General features: G+C 56.4%; 24 protein-coding genes. 18 read left to right on the forward strand and 6 right to left on the reverse strand.

Going from position 1 to position 23220, the window contains the following annotated elements:
- Positions 1–132: 132 nt before the first annotated feature.
- Positions 133–777 (reverse strand): hypothetical protein, encoded by a 645-nt coding sequence (locus BP869_RS00290; protein ID WP_342675825.1) that lies wholly within the window; start codon positions 775–777, stop codon positions 133–135.
- Between the two features lie 198 nt (positions 778–975).
- On the opposite strand from BP869_RS00290, the gene BP869_RS00295 reads away from it, so the two are divergent.
- The 16 genes from BP869_RS00295 to BP869_RS00370 all read left to right on the forward strand — a co-directional run bounded on the left by BP869_RS00295 (position 976) and on the right by BP869_RS00370 (position 15690).
- Complete coding sequence (locus BP869_RS00295; protein WP_342675827.1) at positions 976–1530, forward strand: archaellin/type IV pilin N-terminal domain-containing protein; 555 nt, start codon at positions 976–978, stop codon at positions 1528–1530.
- Positions 1531–1542: 12 nt separating this feature from the next.
- Complete coding sequence (locus BP869_RS00300; protein ID WP_342675829.1) at positions 1543–2151, forward strand: archaellin/type IV pilin N-terminal domain-containing protein; 609 nt, start codon at positions 1543–1545, stop codon at positions 2149–2151.
- Positions 2152–2217: 66 nt separating this feature from the next.
- The gene (locus BP869_RS00305) at positions 2218–2997 is read left to right on the forward strand and encodes a hypothetical protein (protein ID WP_342675831.1); all 780 of its coding nucleotides are present in this window, start codon (positions 2218–2220) and stop codon (positions 2995–2997) included.
- A gap of 14 nt (positions 2998–3011) precedes the next feature.
- Positions 3012–3494, forward strand: a complete 483-nt coding sequence (locus BP869_RS00310) for a flagellin (RefSeq protein WP_342675833.1) — start codon at positions 3012–3014, stop codon at positions 3492–3494.
- Between the two features lie 3 nt (positions 3495–3497).
- Positions 3498–3974 (forward strand): hypothetical protein, encoded by a 477-nt coding sequence (locus tag BP869_RS00315; protein WP_342675835.1) that lies wholly within the window; start codon positions 3498–3500, stop codon positions 3972–3974.
- 4 nt (positions 3975–3978) lie between these two features.
- The gene (locus BP869_RS00320; protein WP_342675837.1) at positions 3979–4725 is read left to right on the forward strand and encodes an ATPase domain-containing protein; all 747 of its coding nucleotides are present in this window, start codon (positions 3979–3981) and stop codon (positions 4723–4725) included.
- Position 4726: 1 nt separating this feature from the next.
- Complete coding sequence (locus BP869_RS00325; RefSeq protein WP_342675839.1) at positions 4727–6589, forward strand: type II/IV secretion system ATPase subunit; 1863 nt, start codon at positions 4727–4729, stop codon at positions 6587–6589.
- 3 nt (positions 6590–6592) lie between these two features.
- Positions 6593–8194, forward strand: a complete 1602-nt coding sequence (gene flaJ, locus BP869_RS00330) for an archaellar assembly protein FlaJ (RefSeq protein WP_342675841.1) — start codon at positions 6593–6595, stop codon at positions 8192–8194.
- A 2-nt stretch (positions 8195–8196) separates the two neighbouring features.
- A complete protein-coding gene (locus BP869_RS00335; RefSeq protein WP_342675843.1) occupies positions 8197–9342 on the forward strand; it encodes a hypothetical protein in 1146 nt (381 codons plus the stop codon).
- Entirely contained in the window at positions 9335–10132 is a 798-nt protein-coding gene (locus tag BP869_RS00340; protein WP_342675845.1) for a CheF family chemotaxis protein, read from the forward strand. The genes BP869_RS00335 and BP869_RS00340 overlap by 8 nt, the downstream gene beginning before the upstream one ends.
- A gap of 76 nt (positions 10133–10208) precedes the next feature.
- On the forward strand, positions 10209–10571 hold the full coding sequence (locus BP869_RS00345; protein WP_067051250.1) for a response regulator: 363 nt from the start codon (positions 10209–10211) through the stop codon (positions 10569–10571).
- 2 nt (positions 10572–10573) lie between these two features.
- A complete protein-coding gene (cheB, locus tag BP869_RS00350; RefSeq protein ID WP_342675850.1) occupies positions 10574–11608 on the forward strand; it encodes a chemotaxis-specific protein-glutamate methyltransferase CheB in 1035 nt (344 codons plus the stop codon).
- On the forward strand, positions 11601–13529 hold the full coding sequence (locus tag BP869_RS00355) for a chemotaxis protein CheA (protein WP_342675852.1): 1929 nt from the start codon (positions 11601–11603) through the stop codon (positions 13527–13529). Before cheB ends, BP869_RS00355 begins: the two co-directional genes overlap by 8 nt.
- 10 nt (positions 13530–13539) lie before the next feature.
- Complete coding sequence (locus tag BP869_RS00360) at positions 13540–14160, forward strand: chemotaxis protein CheC (RefSeq protein ID WP_067051243.1); 621 nt, start codon at positions 13540–13542, stop codon at positions 14158–14160.
- A gap of 10 nt (positions 14161–14170) precedes the next feature.
- A complete protein-coding gene (locus tag BP869_RS00365) occupies positions 14171–14662 on the forward strand; it encodes a chemotaxis protein CheD (protein WP_342675854.1) in 492 nt (163 codons plus the stop codon).
- A 128-nt stretch (positions 14663–14790) separates the two neighbouring features.
- Positions 14791–15690 (forward strand): hypothetical protein, encoded by a 900-nt coding sequence (locus BP869_RS00370; RefSeq protein WP_342675855.1) that lies wholly within the window; start codon positions 14791–14793, stop codon positions 15688–15690.
- A 506-nt stretch (positions 15691–16196) separates the two neighbouring features.
- On the opposite strand, the gene BP869_RS00375 is transcribed toward BP869_RS00370, so the two are convergent.
- Both BP869_RS00375 and BP869_RS00380 read right to left on the reverse strand, forming a co-directional pair.
- Positions 16197–17375, reverse strand: a complete 1179-nt coding sequence (locus BP869_RS00375; protein WP_342675857.1) for a hypothetical protein — start codon at positions 17373–17375, stop codon at positions 16197–16199.
- Positions 17376–17451: 76 nt separating this feature from the next.
- The gene (locus BP869_RS00380) at positions 17452–18051 is read right to left on the reverse strand and encodes a hypothetical protein (RefSeq protein ID WP_342675859.1); all 600 of its coding nucleotides are present in this window, start codon (positions 18049–18051) and stop codon (positions 17452–17454) included.
- On the opposite strand from BP869_RS00380, the gene BP869_RS00385 reads away from it, so the two are divergent.
- Together BP869_RS00385 and BP869_RS00390 are read left to right on the forward strand one after the other, a co-directional pair.
- Entirely contained in the window at positions 18045–18443 is a 399-nt protein-coding gene (locus BP869_RS00385) for a hypothetical protein (protein WP_342675861.1), read from the forward strand. The two genes, BP869_RS00380 and BP869_RS00385, sit on opposite strands and share 7 nt — an antisense overlap.
- Complete coding sequence (locus BP869_RS00390) at positions 18436–19050, forward strand: hypothetical protein (RefSeq protein ID WP_342675863.1); 615 nt, start codon at positions 18436–18438, stop codon at positions 19048–19050. Before BP869_RS00385 ends, BP869_RS00390 begins: the two co-directional genes overlap by 8 nt.
- Here the strand turns inward: BP869_RS00390 and BP869_RS00395 are convergent.
- From BP869_RS00395 to BP869_RS00405, 3 genes are read right to left on the reverse strand one after another with little or no spacing between them, the layout of a single operon-like run.
- Positions 19035–19823: a protein-glutamate O-methyltransferase CheR gene (locus BP869_RS00395; protein WP_342675866.1), complete on the reverse strand. Its 789-nt coding sequence runs from the start codon at positions 19821–19823 to the stop codon at positions 19035–19037. The two genes, BP869_RS00390 and BP869_RS00395, sit on opposite strands and share 16 nt — an antisense overlap.
- A 1-nt stretch (position 19824) precedes the next feature.
- Positions 19825–22257, reverse strand: coding sequence for a methyl-accepting chemotaxis protein (locus BP869_RS00400; protein ID WP_342675868.1), 2433 nt, complete (start codon positions 22255–22257; stop codon positions 19825–19827).
- Positions 22258–22305: 48 nt separating this feature from the next.
- A complete protein-coding gene (locus BP869_RS00405; protein ID WP_342675870.1) occupies positions 22306–23148 on the reverse strand; it encodes a ParA family protein in 843 nt (280 codons plus the stop codon).
- Between the last annotated feature and the right edge of the window lie 72 nt (positions 23149–23220).

Below are 23220 nucleotides of genomic sequence, written 5' to 3' on the forward strand. Positions count from 1 at the left end.
ACACTCCCGGCCAGAAAATCTACGGGGCCAAACTTTTTTGCATCGATGCCGCTCCTCTTTGTCGATAGTGCCGGGGCGTAAAAGGGAGCGCACCTGCCAGGAAAGGGAAAAAATATTCTGAGAATGGATCTGTTACTGGAGGTTCTCGGGGACGTACTTCTCCGGCACCATGACCTGGAGCGTGTACGACCTGATGCACTGGGTGTTGATCACAAACCAGTAGTCTCTCTGCCCCTCATAGAAGATCTCTTTCCAGTTCTCATGTTTCCACTCTCTGGTTGCATTCTCTCCCAGTATCAGGTCCGGGCGCTGGAGGGTGACGATCCTGACGAACCTGTTGGGGTCCGCGGCGTCCATCACCTGGACATTGAGGTACCCGAATTCGGTGTTGTACGGGTCGGCATCATAGCGCAGTTCCCAGTACGGCACCGGGACATGGATGATCTCGGTTGTCCCGCTCCCTGTGCCGCGGATCGTGGCATAGGGGACCATGATGTCTTTCCCGGCATTGCCAGAGGGAGTATCTCTCCACCTGACCTGCTCGTCCGTGATATTCAGATGGTATGTCGCCGGGTCGACAAACCCGATATCCCGGACCTTTCCGTCCCACCCCGGCGTGAGGGGTGTGGGTGTCGGGGCGAACGTCACCTGCGCGGGATCGCTTCCCAGAAGTGTCTGGTTGACCGGTGCCGCCGCGATCATCGGCTTGATGAAGAGCGCGATGACGATTACAATGACCAGCCCGGCGGCGAGACTGAGGAGATCTGCCCGTTCCATTCTATCACCTTCCTGAAGATGGTACTCCTGTGACGATAATACTTTTTTTGTATATCCTCGTTCATTATGCTGTGTTTAGGGTATAAATCCACAAATCCGTTTCTGGCTGAAAACGAAATGTATATATGCCAATACACAAATCAATAGTGTAGGAATGTTGGAAAGGTCCAGCGTTCACTGATCAATCAGGGTGAAGTTATGAGAAAATTCGGAATGAATGATGAGGCATTCACCGGTCTCGAGGCAGCGATCGTCCTGATCGCCTTCGTCGTCGTGGCCGCTGTGTTCTCGTACATGATGCTCGGCGCTGGTTTCTTCACCTCCCAGAAGAGCCAGGAAGTCGTCCACACGGCGACCTCCCAGACGAGCTCGTCAGTCGACCTGGCGGGCAGCGTCGTCGTGATAGGTGGCGCCAGTAACAAGCTGGCCAATGCGACCTTTTACCTCCAGCTGACCTCCGGCGGTACGCCCGTCGACCTCAGCAGGACTGCATATGCGGTGACCACGGACAACGCCTTCGCGTTGCTGAACAGTACGCAGGTAGGATACACCTGGTACAACAACGATACCGACACCGACAGCCTCCTTGAGGCCGGCGAACTGGTGAAAGTTGATGTGCCCCTGAATACTGTTAGCGTCAGCCCGAAGCAGGTCTTCACCATTGATGTGAAGCCGTCGGTCGGTGCCGCGCTGTCCCTCGCACGGACCGCCCCCACGCGCATTGTAGATGACAGATTCTATGAAGTGTACTGAGGTGAGACAGAAATGAGATCTTTCAAGCAGGAAGAAGCATTTACCGGCCTTGAGGCTGCAATCGTGCTCATCGCATTTGTTGTGGTCGCAGCGGTCTTCTCGTATGTGATGCTCGGCGCTGGTTTCTTCACCTCCCAGAAGAGCCAGGAAGTCGTCCACAGCAGTATGGCGCAGGCCAGTTCGAGTGTCGAAATCGTCGGCAATGTTGTCGGCCTTGGCAACACCCCCGACCATAAGAGTCTGACAAACGTCCTCTTCACCATCTCGACGACTGCCGGCGGCAGCGCCTATGATGTCGGAGACGTCCTGATAACCTATACCGATAAGGGCGGACAGTACATCGTCAACCGGAGTTCCTCTGTGGACAGAAAGACCGGTAAGATTACCCCTGACGTCCCCGGTGCAGGCAACTGGTCTGTCGAGAAGATCCTGAACGGGAACGACGACACCCTCGTGCAGAGGGGCGAACAGTTCCTGATTAACGTCTCGGTCCCGAAGTCTGCAACTGCAGTCTCCGGCGACCAGTTCGGCATTGAACTCAAGCCTGCGGTCGGTGCGACCCTCCAGCTCAAGAAGTACGTGCCGACCCAGGTCGACAACGTTACCCTCCTCTTCGAGTGAGGATTTGAATCTACTAACCCCCTTTTTTTTGAGGTCAGACTCTGAGAAAGGGAATGGTGATGTGGAATGACGGTAAATCAGTCTCAGGTTGACCAGATCCTTGGTGCCGCATCGGCTGACGACCCCGAGGTCAAACTCGCGAATCTGGAGCGTGAGGTGGACCTCGTCAAGATCTCGGTCAAGAAACTTCTCATCGATATCAGGGAGCGGATGAACGAGATGGAGAACCCCTTCGTCTTCGCGGCAGGTGGCATGGGATCGATGCCGGCGGCGAAGACCGAGGAAGTCGAAGAAGACGCCGAGGACGAGGTTGAAGACGAGGCCGTACCCGACACCCCCGCGCAGAAACCAAAGGCAAAGGCAGGGGACGACCTTGCCGCCCTCAAGGCAGACGAGAACCTCCTTGCCAACCTGCATGCACACCTCGCCGCCACCCAGGCCGCAGTCCAGCAGCCCCGGCAGGAGAAACTCCGCCTCCAGAAGGTCCACCGCCTCTTTGAGTGGACCGGCAAGGCCGTCAAGAAATATGGCTATGACCGCCTGGAGATGATGCTCGATTCCTACGCCTCGATGGGCTATCTCTCCCATGAAGAGGTCTCCCAGGTCAAAGAGATCGCGCGGCTCATGCCCGCCTCTCTCGGCGAGGTCGACGAGATGAAGGCCGAAGAATTCGTCTCAGAGCTCTATGTCTTAAACCGTATCCTCGACCCGAACGACACCGCACTGGACAGGGATATGATCGAGGTGCTGATGGACCACAACCGCACAAAAATCGAAGGTTCAAAGACGGAAGAGACCGGGAAAGACTCCGGCGACGACTGGGTGAAATCGCTGGAAAGGATCTGAAAAGGATATGATGGATGTCGAGCGAAACCATTACGACTGCTATATTGCTCATCGGTGCTGTAATAGCAGCCGGAGTGCTCGTCAATGCAATCTTTCCCATAATTTATACCATCTCTGACACGGCAGGATCGACATCTCATGCCGTGGATCGACAGGTCCGCACAGACGTCAAGGTCATCAACACTTTTGCCTCGGTCGAAAACCAGAACGCAAAGATCTGGCTGAAAAATGTCGGCTCAGTCAGGATCGCGGCAAATGATCTGGACTCTGCAGATATTTTTCTCGGGAAGATCGGCGATTTCGACCGGATCTCCTATCCCGGTGACTGGACTTTCACCATCCTCGACGGCGGCCCCGACTACTGGCAACCCGGTGCGACGGTCCGGATCGACGCCACCACCAATCTTCTCCCTGATACCTCCGGAGATGTCGTCTACTTCCAGATCGTGCTGCCCGGCGGGACGGTGAGGTCCACAGAGTTCACGGCAGGTGCATGAAGCATGGGGGCGGGGTCACTGGTCACGGCGGCAATCTCCATCGTCCTTCTTGTGGTCGTCGCGTACGCGATCATCGGCGGCGTCCTCGTCACCGCGGACGTGGTCGCCACCGCCCACAAGGACCAGGTCCAGGTACAGGAGTCCCGTCTCCATACGTCAGTCGCGATCGTCGGCCACTCTGCCGATGCCGGGACCATCTATGTGCTCGTGGAAAACACGGGCAGCGAACCTGTCCTGACGTTTGACAGGATGGCAGTCTTCACCGCCGTGGACAACGCGACCCCGGTCTACTATCTCTACAACCCCTCAGGTGGCCCCGGAACCTGGTCATGGGTCTCGATCCAGCCCGACACCATCCATCCCCATGAACTCGACCCGGGCGAGACGATGAATATCTCCATCCTGTACGAGGGCAACCAGCCGGACTGGGCCCAGGTAACGACGCCGAACGGCATCTCGGACTCCGCATATCTCAGGTGAGAACATGGCAGAAGAATCAAAAGAATCCCTTGGCGACCTCCTTGGCGGCAGTGACAAGAAGATCCTCTCCACCGGGAACAAAGAACTCGACAAGAAGATCGCAGACGGACTCCCTCTCGAGTCCTTAACCCTCATCGAGGGGGAGAACGATACAGGCAAGAGTGTCCTGACTCAGCAGATTGTCTGGGGCGCCATGAAACAGGGGCTCAATGTCGACCTCTTCACCACCGAGAACACCACCAAGAGTTTCATCAGCCAGATGGAGTCGATGAGCCTCGACATCTCGGACTACTTTGCCTGGGGCTACATGCGGATCTACCCCCTCCATACCGTCGGTTTCGAGTGGAACAAGGAGGATATGCAGGGTGTTCTTCAGACGATCATCACCCATATCCAGAGGAGCACATCCCAGGTTGCGGTCATCGACTCCCTGACGCTCTTCACCGAGTACGCCTCGACCGACATGATCCTTACCTTCTTCACGAACTGCAAGAACCTCGTCGACCACGGCAAGACGATCCTGATCACCCTGCACACCTATGCCTTCGAGGCCGACACCCTGGTGCGCATCAGGTCAATCTGCGACGCCCACCTCTTCATGAAGAAGGCGCTCGTCGGCGACAAGTACGTGATGATGCTCGAAGTGGTGAAGGTGCGTGGGGCGCAGAAGACAACAGGGAACATCATCAGCTTCGAAGTCCACCCCGGCTACGGCATGAAGATCATCCCGATGACCTACGCAAAGGTCTGATATGAGCAGTCTGCCCTTCTCGATCCAGCTGCCCTTCAAGACGGAAGCCAACGAAGACCTGAGCGGATGCTATCATGACCTGGAATCGTCGGCCCTCTACCGGATGCTCCCGACAAATGCACGGGAATATGTCAAACAGTGCCCACACCTCCTCGAGTACCTCAACATCTTCCCGGTGAACACCTACGGCATCCCTCTCTTCTTCTCCGAACTGACGCGGGACGTCAGGAAGATCGAGACCCTCAACCTCATCTACCCGGTGGGGGAGGACACCTTCATCCATATCCTCACCGATCCCGAGGACGTCAGGAACTACTACATCCCGATCGAGCCTTCGTTCCTTCACAGCGTCAACACATTGATGCCGGTCGTCGAGAAGCGTCTCATCGACCTCCTGGACGCGCTGGAAAAGGACCCCGTGACCGAAGAGGAACGCGTCGCGGTCCTCAAAAATCTTATCAACGAGATCCTGTATGCCCGTGTTCCCGGCGAGGAGATCGGTCCCGCTGCCGCAGACACGGTCGCTGAAAAGTCCATCAAGGACCGGCTCGTCGAGTTCCTCAACACCGACTTTTCGGCAAAGAAAAAAGCCGATGAGGACGACGTCCTTGCCGGCTTGATGCAGACCGCCGATGGGCGGATCGTCGTCTCCCCCCCTGAATACCGTGCCCTGGAATACATGATGATCCGCGACAAGATCGAGATGGGCATCCTCAAACCCTTCCTTTCAGACCCCAATATCGAGGATATCACCTGTGACGGTGTCGGCCCGATCTTCATCGAGCACAAGATGCTCAAAGGCCTGAAATCGGTTATCGGGTTCACGGAATCCCGCGAACTCGACGCCTTCGTCATCAAGATGGCCGAACGGATCAAGAGGCCGATCACGTACAGAAACCCGGTGGTGGACGCCACTCTCCCGGACGGTTCCCGTATCAACATCGTCTACGGCACCGAGGTGAGCAAACACGGGAGCAACTTCACCATCCGTAAGGTGAACGAGATCCCTCTCTCCATCCTCCAGCTCATCGACTCCAACACCTGCGACTACACGGCCGCCGCCTATCTCTGGATCTGCCTGGAGTACGGCATGTCCATGTTCGTGAGCGGGGAGACGGCAAGCGGCAAGACGACAAGCCTCAACGCCCTCACCACCTTCCTCCCTCCGGAGAACAAGATCGTCACCATCGAGGATACTCCTGAACTGACCGTCCCGCACAGGAACTGGACCCGCGAGGTCGCCAAGGCAAAGGGCAAGGGCGAGGGCGATGGGGCCGATGTGACGATGTTCGACCTCCTGAAGGCCGCCCTCCGTCAGCGCCCCAACCAGATCCTGGTCGGTGAGATCCGTGGTGTCGAGGGGAGCGTCGCATTCTCCGCCATGCAGACCGGCCACCCTGTCATGAGCACCTTCCACGCTGCGTCTGTCGAGAAACTGATCCAGCGTCTCTGCGGCGACCCGATCCTCATCCCGAAGACACACGTGGACAACCTGAACATCGTCATCATCCAGAGTGCGGTCCGTCGTCCTGGCGGAGGGACGGTGCGGCGGATGCTCAGCATCAATGAACTCGTCGGCTACGACCCCCAGACTCAGGGCTTCTCCTTTGTCGAGATGTTCCACTGGGACCCTGTCACCGACGAGCACGTCTTCTGCGGGAAAGGGAGCAGTTACCTCCTTGAAAACAAGATTGCAACGCTGCTCGGCATCCCGGAGAGCAAGAGGAGCGAGATCTATTTCGAAGTCGAGAAGAGGGCCAATATCCTGCGCAGGCTGAATGCTGCCGGCTGTACGAAGTTCTGGGACCTCTTCCACATGATCTCGAAGATCAAGAAGCAGGGTCTCCTGAATATCGAGGTCTGAGATATGTTCGAGTCGCTCAAGGACAGGATTCAGGAAGTGAACGGGGGCGAGATCCCCTTTTCCGAGTCTGTCGAGTCGATACAACAGAAGTTCGCCGAGATCTCCGAGAACAAGATGATGGAAGGGGACCTCGTCTTCATGACCACCTATATGGCCTCGGCGATGACGGCCAATGTCTCCCGGCCGGAACTCTTTGAGTATACGGCGAAGAGGTACGAGTACATCTCGACAAAATATGTCCAGCGGGTGGTCTTTTTCGTAAACAGCTGGCATTACAGTTACTCGGAAGGCCTGAGGATAATTGCCGAACGGGTCAGCAACAACATGCTCAGGAGCATGTTCAACAGGTACGCCAACGCCATCGAGTCGGGCGTGCCTGACGGCGAGTTCCTGGACATGGAACTGAACACGGCGAGGAGCGTCTACCGGAACACCTTCGAGCAGGGTTTCGAGATGCTGAAGAAGTGGGGCGACGCGTATATCGCCCTCCTCTTCTCCTCGATGCTTGTGGCGATCATCATCATGATCTCGGTGGCGATCTACGCGCCAAGCGGCATTGACTCGGCCCTCAACACCTCCTATGCCCTGGTGCTCCTCACCTCCGGGTTCGGCGTCGCCCTGATGTACAAGGCTGTGCCTGTCGACGAGAAGACGCTCGACCGGTCGATGAACCGCTGGTGCTCGAAGGAGCAGGCGATGATCGACACGCTGCAAAAGCCGCTCCTTATCATTATGGCAGTAAGCGTGCTCGTCCTCGTCCTTGCCGGTGTGCAGGCCGGACTGATTTTCCTTCTTGTCGGTGTCATCCTCGCACCCCTCGGGATCATCGGCTACATCGACAACCACAATGTCATCCTGCGGGACGAGGACTTTCCTGCCTTTATCAGGGGCATCGGATCGATCATGGAGGGCAAGGGGACGACGGTCGTCGAGGCGATCCGCGAGATCGACAGGAAGTCCCTTGTCAATCTGGAACCTCTCATCAACTCGGTCTACACGAAGTTGAACCTCGGTCTCGACGAGGCTGTCACCTGGGAGAAGTTCATCGGTGAGTGCGGCACAAACCTCATCGCGAAGTACATGAACATCTACCGTGACTCGGTGGCCATGGGCGGCGCACCCGGTGTCGTCGGCAAGATCGTCGGATCGTCGATGCTCTCCCAGGTGCTGCTGCGCAGGAAGCGCGACATGGTGGCGACCGGTTTTATCGTCCTCCTGGTGCCGATGCATATGGCCATGGTTGCGATCTTCCTCGCCCTCTACGAGATCCTTGAGACGATGTCGGAGGCGATCGCCAGTGTCATGGAGAGTCTCGGGGACAGTGGTGCGGCCCTCAGTTCTCCCGACTCGGTTGCAGGGTCGATGACGGGGTCCCTGAACCTCTTCATCAACTTCCCTGCCGACAAGATGGTGCCCTATGTGACGACCATCCTCCTATTGATCACTCTCTCGAATATCCTGGCCGGCAAGATCGTGGTGGGCGGCGACCGGTATATGTACTACTTCCTCTCTGCCCTTCTCTTCACCCTGACAGGAATTCTGTTCCTTGTTGTGCCGCCGATGATCAGATTGTTCTTCCAGATCCCTACCTTCGGAACGGTGTGAAAATGAAGACCTTAAAATTTCCCGAGATAAACCCGAAGATCAGGCGTTTCCTGATCTTTTCCGCGACTGTGGGCGCCGGTTCGGTCCTCATCCTCTACGACCCCCCGATCGAACTGCTGATCGGGGCAACGGTCGCTGTAGGGTGCCTGATGCTCCTCCTCCTTGGCGCCGTCCACCTCTCCGACCTCCGCCCGGCCATGATCCGGGAGAATGTCCGGGCCTGGAGAGAAAAAAGGAAAGAGGTGGCCGAGGTTCAGGCCCCGCCCGTGCAAAAAAAAGAGTCGTCAGGCAGGATCGGTGCGGTCCTTGTTTCCCTGCCGGCTGCTGTCCATGACGGCATCGGTCGGCTGAAGGCCACCCTGCTCCACAGGGATAAGACGTTTCAGGAGATCGACGAGAAGCTTGACTCCACGGTGAAAGGGCAGGACGCGGTTCCTGATCCGGCCGGAGCCCTGCCCGTCGCACCGATCGCCGGGGCAGGGGTTGCCTCCTCGCCGGTCGCCGGCGGCGCCGCCGCACCCGCGGACCCCCTCCTCGACGTCAGCATGGAGGATCTTGAGAGTCTCAACCTCGACGATCCGGAGAATGGATCGGGTGTCTCTCCGTCACTGGATATCTCCCTTGACAGTGACCTCCCCATGGCTCCGACAGACGATGCGATTGTTTCCGGGATCCTTGAGGCGAATTCGGCTGAGCTGGAAGAATTTTCAGACCTCGGCGACATCGACGAACTTGACAGCGAACTTGCAGGGCTCGACGAGATCAGCCTCGACGAACTGGACCTTCCTGACGAGGCAGACCTTGTGGCAGAGGTGGACGGTCTCTCTCCCGAACCTGCGGCAGACGCGCTTGCGGCGGCGATCGCACCGGCCGCGCCCCCCCAGCCCCCGGCGCCTCCCGAACAGGTCGTCGAAGAAGAGCCGGAAGAAGAGAACATGCTGGCATTTGCCATGGGGGGAGGAGATTCCGACGCGCTCATGGACCTCCTCAAGACCGATTCCAAGAAGCAGAGGAAGGAGGACTATAACAGCCTGCTGCGTGACATGAAAGATGTGAAGGTCTCTGCCGACGACCTTGTTACCGGACTCCAGGATACCCTGGATATTTTGAAAAATCCAAAGAAAAAGAAGGTGAAGCATAATGACTGACGTTCCTGTTAAAATCGAGATTGATGGTAAATGGGCGGGTGCAAAGCTGACTCTCGGGCCTGACGAGATCCAGGTCGCCGGGCCGAAATCTTTTGCTATTTCCAACAAGTCGATCTTTGACCTTGACGCGAAGGGCAGTGTCCTCAGCATCACCACAAAAGGGCAGGAAAACCAGCCGGTAAAGATCGCGTCCGTCGAAAAAGTGTTGAATGTCCTGAAAAGACATATCCTTGCGACATGTAATGCCTACCGCCTTGCTGCCTATTTCATGTCCCCGGCTGTCAGGGGCGGGGTGTTTGTCAAGGATGCACGCTGGGAAAAAGGCGGTATTGATGTATTGAAGTCGGGCATCTGGTTTTTTTCGAATACAGAGCAGATATGCGTCCCTCTTGCCGACGTTGCATCCATCGAACTGACCAAGCGCGAGGTGCAGGGGAAGGACACAGATGTCGTGAAGATCGATCATATCGAGGGGACCGAGGTGGTCACCAGTTTTGTCCTCTGCCCGCTCACCACCCTGCAGATCCTCTATAATTTCCTGAAGGACGCCACAAAGAGCATGGATATGGAGGGGGACCTGGACCCGAAGTCCGCGCAGGTCGCTATGCTCGTCTATAGCGGGATGGATACGGCGTCGATTGAGAATATGCTCGGTGTATCACTGAAAGAAATCGACCAGATCTATGATGCCCTGATCCGTCTCGGCCTTGCAGAGGTTGTGATGGTCAGGAGAGAGGTTAAACTTACCACAAAAGGTGTCAGGTACATCACAGACGCCACAAAAGTTTAAATAATTAATTATTATACCCTTTTCTAAAAACGAAAGTTTTATATTTTTGATACCCCAAATACAATCTGAGAAGACCATGGGAAGAATCCTTATCGTCGATGACACGCTCTTCATGCGAACTCTCCTGAAGAATATCCTCTTCTCCGGAGGGCACACCATTGTTGGCGAAGCAGAAAACGGTGAAGAAGCCATTGCCAGATATCAGGAACTGAAGCCTGATCTCGTTACGATGGACGTGGTCATGCCGAAGATGAACGGCATCGACGCGTTGAAGAACATCCGCGCGGCCGATCCGAATGCGAAAATCGTGATGTGTACCGCGGTGGGTCAGGAGCAGATGGTAAAACTGGCAGTCAAGACCGGTGCGAAAGGCTATATCGTCAAGCCCTTCCAGGCGCCGAAAGTGCTTGAGGAGGTGAAAAACGTCCTTGGGGCTTGATCATGATTCGGGTGCTTATTGTCGATGATTCAATCTTTATCAGGACGATACTGAAGGATACTCTCAGTGCTTCCCCGGGAATAGAGATCGTCGGCTCCGCTTCAGATGGCGAGGAGGCTCTCAGGATGATCGACGAGCTCAGGCCAGATGCCATGACACTCGATATCGAGATGCCGAAGGTCAGCGGGATCGAGTTATTGAAGAGGCTGAAAGGTGCCGAGTACCGTCCCAAGATCCTGATGCTCAGTTCTCTCACCTCGAAGGACGCTGAACACACTCGCCTGGCCCTGAGCCTTGGCGCCGACGACTTCATGCTGAAACCGCAGGACATCTTCCGGGTACGTGGCCTGAAAGAAGAACTTGTGGCAAAGATCAGACATCTGATAGAGATCAGGCCGGCGCAAAAAGTCAGCTCCGTATCAGACGAGCTTGCCACCCATGTGGTCCTCTTTGGTTCGTCGGCCGGCGGACTCCAGCAACTGGACCGTGTCCTCTCAGACCTCTCCCCTGAAATGACGGCAGCTGTCGTCATCACGCAGCATATGCCCGAAGGGTTTACAGCCGCCCTTGCCGAGCGTTTCAACCGGATCTGTCCTCTTCCCGTACATGAATCCGAGAACGGGCATCTCATAAAAAAAGGCGAGGTCATCGTCTGTAAGGCGGGGTTCCACTCCGTGATCTCCGCATTACTCACCAGAGAGGGGAAAACCGGAGGGAAGATCGTCCACTCCACAGCGCCGCCGGTCCATGCCGTCCGCCCGGCGATTGACAAGACCTTCTCATCGGCGGCAAGGACCTATGGACGCAATACGCTCGCGGTTGTCCTGAGCGGGATGGGGAACGACTGTGGCGAAGGTGCGGTTGATGTCAAGGCTGCCGGGGGGACGGTATTCGTATGCAAAGAGGAAGACTGTCTCGTCTATGGGATGGCCCGCTCTGCATTGAAGAGAAACAGCGTCGATAAAGTCCTCCCTCTCTCGGATATACCTCGTGAGGTACTGAAGACGGTTCGAACAATGGAGATGGGAAATGTCTGATATGGAAGAGTACAGGGGACTGTTTGTAACAGAATCCCGGGAGAACCTTGACACAATTGCCCAGGCCCTCCTGACCCTTGAGGAGTGTGAAGACCGGGAAACGATCGATGAAATCTTCAGGTCGGCCCACACGATCAAGGGCGCCTCGGCCTCGATGGGCTATATGAAGCTCGAAAAGCTCTGTCATTCGATGGAGGACCTCTTCGACCTCATCAGGAACGGGAAGCTGAAGGCGTCTGCTCCTCTCATCGACCTTTTCCTCGCCTGTACCGACCAGATCGATGACATCCTCGAATCCATCGACGGTGGGGGCGATGACACCGGGAACTCCATTGACGACCTGGTCTCGTCTCTTGAGGCCTGGACAAATGGGGGAGATGGCGGCGCGCCGGCTAGCGACGAACCAGAAAACAACGGTGCCGACGAGGCCCACACTGAAGACGCACCCTCTCCCTCCGGGTCCGGCGATATGTATGTCGTCGGGGTCGACCTGGTCCCCGAATGTTCGATGAAGGATGTCAGGGCGATGATCGTCCTCTCCAACATCGAAGAGATCGGCCGGATCGTCTCCATGAAACCTGCCCGGGAGGAGGTCGAGAATGGAAACATCGAGGCCCACTTCGAGGTCGTCGTCCAGAGCGAGGCCGGTGCCGAGGCGCTCAGGGCAGCAGTCTCCGGGACCGACATCGCCGGCGTCACCGTTGAACTGGATGCTCCCCGCCCGGTGCAAAAACCTCAGAAAAAATCGGAAGAGGCGTCCCAGAAATCCGATCACCATGAACGGGGCCGGGAGATCAAGAACCTCAGGGTCGATCTTCACCTCCTTGACCAGATGATGAACCTGGTCGAGGACCTTGTCATCAACCGCGGGCGTCTCAAGCAGATTGCCCAGAAGAACCAGATCAAGGAGTTTGACGAGGCCCTGAATATGGTGGGCCGTTCTGTGGCCGACCTGCAGAACCTGATGATGCACATCAGGATGATCCCGTTGAACCACATCTTCAACCGCCTGCCGCGGGTTGTCAGGGACGTGGCGCAGCACGACCACAAGGAGGTCGAGTTCGTCATCGAGGGCGGCGACACCGAACTTGACCGGAGTGTCATGGACGGCCTCAACGACCCCCTCCTCCACCTGATCAGGAATGCCGTCGACCATGGTGTCGAACCCCCCGAGGAGAGGAAAGCGGCCGGAAAACCTGAAAAGGGTCTGGTGCGCCTCTCGGCCCGGCGTGACCGAGACAACGTCGTCATCAGGATCGAGGACGACGGTGCCGGGGTCAACTCTGAGAAGGTCCGCCAGAAGGCTGTTTCCCGGGGGCTGTACACCGCCGAAGAGGCGGCAACCCTGACAGACGACCAGATCATCGACGTCCTGTTCAACCCGGGATTCTCGACCGCCGATACGATCACCGATATCAGCGGGAGAGGCGTCGGTCTTGACGTGGTCAGGGCGGCGATCGAGTCCCTGAAGGGGTCTATCAAGGTCGAGTCTGTCCACGGGAAGGGCACCTGTTTCGAACTTGTCCTGCCGCCCACCATGGCCATCGTCGAGGTGATGATGGTCAGGATCAATGGAAAGAGGTGCGCAATCCCGATCTCGAATGTTGTCGAGGTGGCAATGCTCAAGAGCGAGGGGATTCACAGGGTCGGCAACAGCCGGGTGATCCTCCTCAGAGACGAGGTTCTCCCTCTCTACACGCTGGACGACATGTTCGGCAGTTTCCAATCGGGCGAAGTCCTTGTCGTCCTTCAGTATCGTTCAAAGAAATGCGGGATCCTGGCCAATGTCGTAGAAGGGCAGCAGGAAGTCGTCGTAAAGCCGCTCAGCGCCCTTGTCGGAAGTTGTCCCGGGGTCGGGGGTGTCACCATCCCCGGTGACGGCGAAGTGGTGCCGGTCCTTGATGTGAACACCATAGTATGAGGCACATAGTATGCAATTAACAGCGTTACAGACGGATGCACTGGGAGAACTCGGAAACATTGGCGCTGCCCATGCCGCGACCACCCTTTCCCAGATGCTCATGAGCCAGATCGAGATGGATGTACCGGCGGTCTCCATCATCGACATCTCAAAGTTCTACTCGGTTATCGATGACGAATGTGCTGCGCTTGTTGTCTTCCAGATTACCGGCGAAGCCCATGGACAGGGGTATGTCGTTCTCTATATGCCGCAGAAGTCGGCGGTATGCCTGACCAATACGATGCTTGGCATGAACGACATGGATCGGGAGATCAATGACATGGACCAGAGCGCTCTGATCGAGGTGGGGAACATCATGGTTTCGGCGTTCCTGGATGCGACCGCCGAACTGCTCGGCATCGTTATGTTGCCGTCTCCGCCGTCTCTCTGCGTGGATATGGCTCATGCAGGCATTCAGTCGATCCTTGCGGATGTTGCACAGGATACGGACGAAGTGGTCATCTTCAGGACGAACCTTCATAACGGCCAGAACGAGATCGAAGGGACGCTCCTCCTCTTCCCTGACCTGACATTGCTCAAAAACCTTGTCACCCTCCTTGAATCTCTGACTTCGCCAGCTCAGTCTTCCTGAGAGGATTTTGATGGTCGAATTTCAGCCTATCGGTGTGAATGCGCGGGTTATCGGGATTGGGGAGTACTGTGTGGGCAGCGGGCCGATGACCACCATCGGTCTTGGTTCGTGCATCGCCCTGATCCTCCATAATGAGCGTCTTTCTATCGGTGGCATGGCGCATGTCATGCTGCCTGAAAGCAAAGGCCACAGGGACAGGCCGGGAAAGTTTGCGGATACGGCTGTCGCCGTCCTTCTCGAAGGAATGGAAGCACAGGGGTCGAGGAACGGGTCGCTCACGGCAAAACTGGTGGGTGGAGCCAATATGTTCGGGTTCAATGACAATAACCTGAATATTGGGGACAGGAATATCAAGGCTGTCCATATGTCCCTGCAGGAACACCGCATCCCGGTCATCTCCGAGGATGTCGGCGGGAAGGTGGGGCGGTCGGTGCTGTACTTCCCGCAGAACCACGGAACGATCACGGTCAGAAAGGCGAGCGGGACATGCACCGAGATGTAATTCCCCTCCTGTTTTTTCTTCTTCTTCTCGTGGCACCTGTGTCTGCCGATCTGGTGATCTTCCCGCCCTCTTCGTCGACCTATTCGACATATCTTGTGAATGATTATACCAATGGTCCTGAAGGGGAGGTGATTTTCGCCACGTCCTCGGGCCTGACGTCCTATAATGGCAACTGGACCACCTATCACTATCCCCCTGCGTACAGGAAAGACTCGCTCATCTCCGATTTTATTCTCTCAGTCACCTACGGGCCGGACGGGATGCTCTGGATAGGGACTCCTGCCGGTCTGCAGCGGATGAATGGCCAGGCTTTTGAAGTGGTTGTCGGTCAGGAGCAACTCAAGAACCCTATCGTGATCGGTCTCCAGCGCTGGGACGACGCCCTCTGGATAGAGACGCACAATGCCGGTTTGCACAGGCTGGAAAACGGGTCATGGACCTGGTTCAAACCGTTCCATGGTGGTCCGGGGAGTTATGCCCTGGACGACCTCGTCCTTGACCCTGCCGGCGGGGTGCTGTACTGCGTTTCCCGTGTGGACGGTGTCTTTGCGGTCGGGGAAAACGTGAGTGCCGGGTTTTATCCTGTCATGCCCGAAGGCCGCAAGGTGACCGGGTTTACAGATGTGGTCACAGATCCCTTCGGTGGGGTCTACCTCTTCAACCGGAGTTGTGTCGCCCACCTGGGCGGCGACGGTCTGGAGACGGCGATCAGTGCGCCGGGCGACCTTGGCGTCAGTGAGATCAACGACGTCTGCCCCGCCCCAGACGGTTCTCTCTGGGTGGCGACCGACCATGGATTATTCCAGTGGAAGGACGGCGTCGTCCTCGACCACATCTACCGGGCTCACGGAATCTGGTCGAATGTCATAAAGACCGTTTTTGTGGACTCCACCGGCAGGTGCTGGTTCTCGACGCCGACGGCGATAGGTTACTATTATCCTGACGATGCCGCCACGGACCGCATCAGATTTTTCTTTGATGGGCCGAGAAAACTTCTGTTCTCGGGGGATACCTCTCCGGTCCCCTGAATTTGTAGGGCCGGATCGGGGAAGGTAGAATAGAAATCCTGATGCGAAGGGTTGCTATCCCCATCCCTGGTGGCAAGTCAAGAACAAAATATCGCCACCCGAATGTACCTGGACGATAGAGAGCCCTGGCTGTGGAAAATTTTCTGTACTCCCTCGTGAAAAGAGCGCCGGCGACGACACCCCCTTCTTTACGATCTCTCCTCTGCCTTCCCGACCCCATCGCAATCACGGGAGACGACCGGAGGGAGTTGAGAAAATCTATGATTTTCGAGGGAGCCCCCGGCGTGAGGATGGGATAAGGCAGACTGATCAGAAGAGCCGCCCCGTTAGAAGGATGATGAATTCTCATCTGTTCTCTCGCGCCGGGGGAAACCCCCGGATCCCCCCCATGATGAAGATGACCGGGGGGTGGCGATGGATCAGTGTTCCTGCCTGCTCTCCTCTTGCGAGGAGCGTGATCACGGGTGCCTAAAGATCCGACACTTGAGGGATGACGTACCCCTGACTTACCGTGCCTTCAGGGTCTGTCTGCAATAGGCGTCTATGGAATCTATCAGTGCTTTTTTTGCTTTTTTAACCTGCTTCTCGTCTTTTGAAAAGAGTTCGTGCGCCAGATAGTTTATGAGGGTCAGGTAATAGTCCATCGAGGGATATTTTTTCTTCATGTCCCTGATCTGGATATACGACTCGGCCTCGCGTTCTGAGAGGAGGGAATAGACAATGTCAAGGAGGCCGACAATATAGGGTGGCATACGCTTCTCTATCGCCTGTTTCCTGAATGTCTGGTACCCGGACCGCGTGGTGGTCCGCAGGGAGAGGAGCATCCCGAAGTAGAGGGGTTCGACGCTCGCCGGGAACTGCTGGATCATCTGCTTCACGACGCCGGCGGCCCTCCCCCCGTCGCCCTCTTCGATGGCAGAGTAAAAAGCCTCATGGAGGAACTCTCTGTCATCAAAAAAACGTGTCTGCGCGATTCTCAGAAACTGCTCTTTCATTTCGTGGTTCCGGTCTCGTTTTGCTTTTTGAAGACCGATCTTGATGAAGGCCCGCTCGCCCGGGAACCAGTCGATGGCACAGGAGATCATCAACCAGAACGTGCGCACAAGCCACGGGCTGTTTTTGAAAGGTATGTTTGAATCTGCATCTGTGTGGATGCGGGTGATCTCGATCATCTGTTCCCGCGCCCGCAGTTCCATCTCCCCGGGTGCACGGGGAATATTTTTGAATCCTGCGACTTCTTTGAGGGACAGGGCATAATAACAGAACGCAAGGGAGGTGTGGACCAGAATGTCCTGGGAGCGGTACTTTCTCAGGTACGGGATAGCATGCTCAAAGTCCCCTGACTTCATCAGTTTCAGGCCTGCGATGATTTCCAGGCCTGCGCGGGGATTTTTCCCTTTTTTCAGTCTGGTGGCACTCTCGATCACCCGTTCGGTTCGTCCCAGGTCCGATGCGCGGCCCGGGGTGTCAAGGATCTTGAAACAGATCGAGTCGATGAAGGCGTTGTAACTCTCGTCGTCAAGATCGGGGAAAGAAGATTCCAGTGCAGAAACAGCATACCCATAAAATACAGGGAGTTTATCGTCGATCTTGGAGATATTCTTCTCGATATATCCGAAAAAATCCAGTCTGAGCATCTCGATCTTCTCGTACTGGATTGCATCAGAGAGTATCTCGCCGCGCATACTAGATGATAATGATATGTCGTATTAAATTTTAAGAAATGAATTTTTTTGTCCCTGAAAGGGACCTGTCGTCTGTTCAGAGATACCGGGTCTTTGTTTCAAGAGTGATCCTGAAGGGATCTGAATTCTGTGTTTTGATGATCAGGTAAAATGGCTTCCCTGAGACCTCGATATTTTTGATAACCGTGCCCTGCCCTTTGACCTCTGCCCCGTCGACGATCTCATTGTCCTTTGCATCGACAAGTAACACGCTGATGCCGGCGGCCTCGGGCCTGCTACCTCCCGCAAGGGTGCAGTTGATCCTCCAGAGCGGATAGGGCACGGTGAAAGTGTCGGTGGCGCCGCCCCGCGACTCCTCCAGATATGCGAAGGTGCTGATATTGGACTCCTGCCAGGAAGGATCGGATGCTCCGAGATGGCCCGGACTGTTCTCGGGAATAAGATGGATCTGGTATTGTAATGCAGGATTTTTGACATACGCCAGTCTCTGGACCTCGACAAGGGGTGCAGGGGTCTGCGGCACCTGCAGGGTCGGGGTGGGCGTCATGACTGGCAGAACCGGGGTATTCTCCTCTGGTGCCGCAGGGAGGGAAAACCAGCCCGGATGAGTGATACAGGCAAGGAGGATGACAATCCCCACGCCTGCCGCGACACTCAGAAGATCTCCTGATGCCATACATCATAGATCGGCATTTGAGAGAGAAAAATATTCCCCTATTTCTCGCAAATGATTTTGATTATATACTTTATTCCCGTATTGTCTTCATGACCCGAATTGGCAAAATCGAAATCTATATACAAAATAACTGTTCTTTATTCTTTATGGAAATCCCCGATCTCAGGACATGGATCTTTTTGTACCTGATCTCTTCTGTAGCTCTCCTGTGGGCTGCATTCCTCTCTGCACAGGGGGTCCTGCTGGGGATGAGTGTCATCCTTGTCATCGTCGTCATTGGCACGAATTTTTTCGTCGTTTTTGCGGAGATCCGGAGGGCTGCAACACGCAAAGAGATGATGCAAAGACTCTCAAAGGTTGAAGTCTCATCTCATGATGAGAAAGATGGCTGAAGATCAGGGCTCTCCCGACTCTCCTTTTCAGAAGGATTTTTACCGTCAGTGTAAAGCATTACATGAGATCCTTTCAACGATATCCGGACGTGCAGAACTCCTGAAACTGATTCAGGCCGAGGAAGAACTCCCGCTCTCTGTCCGCGATCTTGCCATGAAGGCCCTGGTCATCAGGAGAGGGAAGGACGAAGCCCATTTTTACGATATGCTCCTGAATTTTCTGAATATCGCCATGCTTGTCCAGGAGTCGCACAGGGTCGATATCGAGTGCGAGTACCTGCTTCAGCACACCATAGAGACCACAGAGTGCCGTCTGGTCATTGACGGTAAAAGTGTCGACATCCCTCTTTCCATCGGATCTCTCCTCTCCGACCATATCCTCAGCAGCGGTGGGGGCGACCCGGTTGCATCCCTGACCGCGTATTATCTTGAAGCGGAGAAGCACTATGATATCGCCTTTGTCGTCGAACTCGATCGCTGCTCGCTCAGGATCGTAAAAGAGGTCTACCCGGGCAAGTCCTACACTGTTTTCTTCAGGCTGCCGGCCCGCGTCCTGATCGACCAGCACATTCTCCCAAAAAATAGTGGTGTTCAGGCCTTGACATAGATCTTCTGGAGGGAGTCGAACGGCGTGAAGAGGTGTTCGACGTCCCGACCGAGATACTCTGTCTTGCCCATCACATAATATCCGCCCTGCCCGAGGGAGCTGTGGAAGAGGAGGGCAAGGTCGGTCTTCTGTTGTTCGTTGAAGTAGATGGTCACGTTCCTGCAGGAGACCAGGTCCAGAAACCGCGCGGCCGGGGCGCCCGACATCAGGTCATGGTTTGAAAACCTGACAAGGGCCTTCACCTCTGGCTTCACCTCGTATTTCCCGTCTTCCCTGTGGGTGAAGTGCCGCTTTATCTGCGACTCTGTCATGTTTTTCAGGGACCGTCCCTCGTATATACCCTGTTTTGCTTTTTCCAGCACGATTTTGTCGATATCCGTGGCGATGATCGTGCAGTCGATCTCATGGGTGAGGGTGAGGTCCCGCACAAGCATCGCATAGGTGTAGGCCTCCTCCCCTGTCGAGCACCCGGCGCACCAGATCCTGATCCGGGTTTTTTTCTTCAGGAGTTCGGGGAGCAATTTCTGCCCGACGGCCGTGAAGACCTCCGTGTCACGGAAGAACTCGGTGACGTTGATGGTGAGGGCGTTTCTCAGGTCCTCCTTTTCTCCTTCGTGGGAGATCAGGTAGCGGTGGTACTCGTCGAAGGTCTCGTTCCCCGAGATGCGCATCCGCGAGAGCACTCTCCGCTTGATGTAGTCTTCCTTGTACTGCGATGTCCGTATGCCGACGATACGTTCGATGGTCCTGTTGAGTGAGGCAAAGTCGTCCATATTAGTTGATCGTAAAGTGGTCCATTTTCTTCTTCAGGTCCGAGGAGAGGCCGGTGAGTGCCTGGGCGGCGCTCCCGACCTCCTGCGTGGAGGCGCTGACCTCCTCTGCAAGGGCGGCCATGTCTTCCACCCGGCTAAGGTTTTCTTTGGTGTTTTCCGAGGCCCTGACGATCATCTCCATGACGGTGTTTGTCGCCTGTGCCTGGGCGTCGGTGGCCCTGGTGATCTCGGTGACCGTCCGCGCGGCGGCATCGATCTCGGCACCGATCTTTGCCAGGGCCGCGATCGCCGCGTTGACGCTCTCGATGCCGTCCTGGATCTCCTTATGTGAAGAGCGCATGGACGCCGCGGTCTTCTCGCTGTCTTTCTGGATCGAGGCGATCAGGTCTTCGATATGCTCGCTTGCATGCTTCGAGTCCCCGGCAAGGTTCCGGATCTCGCCCGCGACCACAGAGAATCCTCTCCCATGTTCGCCTGCTCTGGCGGCCTCGATGGCGGCGTTGAGGGCGAGGAGGTTGGTCTGGTTGGAGATCTCGTTGATCAACTTGATGATCTTTGTAATCTCGTGCATCTTGGTGTTGAGGTCGTTGATCTCGCTGACGCTCTGCTCAGAGATGGTACTGGCAACCTCCATCTTCTTGCACGCGACTTTTCCGATCTCCGCACCTTCGCGGCCTGCCTCTGAGGAAGCAACGGCCTGGTTCATCACTTCCTGCGTTGTCCCGGCAATCTCCTCGATGGAGGCCGAAAGGTCGGTGACCTGCTGCCTGATCTCTTCGATCTCCTGGAGGAGCGACCGTGTCGATTCCGAGGACTGCTGGGTGGCGAGGGCGACCTGTTCGGTGGCCTTCCCGATGTCGGCGGCCCCACGGCTCGTGTCCCTGGAGGTCGAAGCCACGACGGCGACGGCGCTGTTGACGTCGCCGAGGATCTCCCTGAACTTAGCGAGAGAACTGTTGTAGTCCTCTTTCACTCTGGCGAGGAGGTCGCCGTCGCCGATCGCGGCTTCCTGCGAGATGTCGCCCTGCGCGACCTGGGCCATGACCTCGCCGAGGTCCCTGGCGCTCTTCTCGAACTGTTCAGCCCTCTCTTCGGCTTCGGTCATCAGCGCCTTGATCGTCTCCTCCTCTTTCCGGCGCTCGGTGATGTCGTTGTAGACGACGATCAGGTCGGTCAGGTTGCCGGTGCCGCCATAGATCGGGATCCCGTACTGTTCGAGGATGTGCACGCCGGATGGGAGCTCGACGGTAACTTCGCCATAACACCTCTTCTTCTTTTGAATTGCCCCTTTCAGGCCCTCCCCTTTCTGGTCGAGGACCCGGAACGAGCGGGCGCTCATGCCGATCAGGGTGTCCTTCCTGATCCCTGCCATCGAGGCATATGCCTCGTTTGCAGCGACAACGTCAAATTTCGGGTTGAGGAGAAGGATGGGCATGGGGTTCTCGTCAACGATGGTCTGGGAACGGATCTGGAGGTCCTTGATCTTCGCCATCTCCTCCTTCAGGTTTGCCTCGGCGTTTTTCGTCTCGGTCATGTCGTAGAAGACGAAGAGGGCCTTCTCAGTCCGTCCTGTTCTCCCGGCGATGGGAATGCCGTACTCCTCAACGATCTTCTTCGCCTCGCCGACCGTGACTTCGAGCAGGGAGCGGGTCTTTTTTCCACGGTAGAAGACGGTGTCGTTATCCTCGCCGGAGAGGTGCTTGATCGCGATTTTTCTCCCTGTCCCCCTGAGGAGGTGGTCGCGGGTGTCGCCCATCAGGGTGCAGTAGGCGTCATTGAGGTCGAGGGCCTTGAGGTCGCGGTCGACGAGGACCATCGGCATCGGGTTCTCGCCGAAGATGACCTTCATGCCGGCCTCAAGGGCGTTTTTGCCGTCGAGGATCTCGGCACGTTCTTTTCTGACGGTCTCTATCTCTGTCTCGTGCTCGTTCCTGACCTTCTCAATCTCTCCCTCGACCTCGTGGAGGCGTGCGACCGCTGTTTCATGCTCCTCTCTCACCTTTTTGATCTCTGCCTCATGCTCCTTCCGGGCCTCCTCGATCTCCTCGTCGCGTTCCTTCTGGACCTTTCCGGTCTCTTCCTCGACCGTGTGGAGACGTGCGACCGCCGCTTCGTGCTCCTTCCGGGCTTTCTCGATCTCGGCGTCGCTCTCCTTCCGGACCTTTGCGATCTCGGCCTGGCGCTCCTTCTGGATCTTCTCGTTCTCGATCTCGCTATCGTGTATGTGTGCGATCGCCGCTTCGACGGCCGTCCCGAGTTCGGAGAGGGACTCGGGGATCTCTTTCCCCTTGAGGGAGACGGAGGTGTCTCCGGCCAGTGCACTGTTCAGCGCATCGAGGATGGGCTGGAGACTCTCGCCGATCTGCTGCCCTGTCTCCTCGGTCTGGTCGCTGTCTGTACCGATTATTGCCGACGGAGCGGCAAACAATGCCATTCTTCCTGGTTTACCTGAGATCATCTTCATCACCTTCGAGACTGCCCCTCAGTTCCAGCCTTCGACAAAGGCCGCAATATTCCGGTACACGCGCCCCGCGGGGCAGGCAGGAGCGTAGTGGGAGATGGGGACACCTTCTTTCTGGGCCATCGGGATTTCGGGAGAGTACGGCACTTTCTCCACCCGCAGGAAGGTCTTTGCGACCTCGGCCTCGATCCCGTCAGGTTCGCCGGAAGGGAACAGGCGGTGAAAGAACGAAGAAAAAAATCCTTTCCGTGCGGCAGACTCTCTGCTTCCCGGGCCGATGATCGCGATCTCCGGACGGACCGTCCCGCCTGCACAGGTCTGGATGTCCTGGAAGATCGTCTTCATGGTGCTGACACCCCCGAGAGAGAAGACTCCCGGGTCCAGCGTGACGATCGCATGGTCGGCCGCGACAAGGCCGTTGATGACGAGCTGGCCCATGCTCGGCGGGGTGTCGATGAGGACCATATCGTACAGACCTGCGATCTCGTCGAGTGCGCCTTTCAGGACAGACGCCCGGTCGTCGATGGTATAGAGGTAGGGTTCCGCGCCGACGAGGTCGAGGGACGAGGGGAGGAGGTCGATGCCCGATGCGGTCTGGACGACGGCCTCCCCGGTCGAGACGTCGGGATAGCCGTCGAACCGCCTCATGAAGAGGTCGTAGACTGTTTTTTCGGTCGAGCCCGGGACGATGCCGAGGCCCGAGGTTGCATTCGCCTGCGGGTCGCAGTCGACGACAAGCACCCTGCGGCCCGATGCCTGGAGATACCCGGCAATATTGAGGCATGACGTCGTCTTGCCGGTGCCTCCCTTATGATGGGCAAATGCGATGCGCGAGATCCTTTCACCTCTTATGAGAATTCTCAATCCTCATATATATGTCTGTATATTGTATGAGCCATGATCCTAGATATTTTTTTAATTAATTGTGGACACCTG

The organism is Methanofollis sp. UBA420 (genome assembly GCF_002498315.1).
Taxonomy (GTDB): Archaea; Halobacteriota; Methanomicrobia; order Methanomicrobiales; family Methanofollaceae; genus Methanofollis.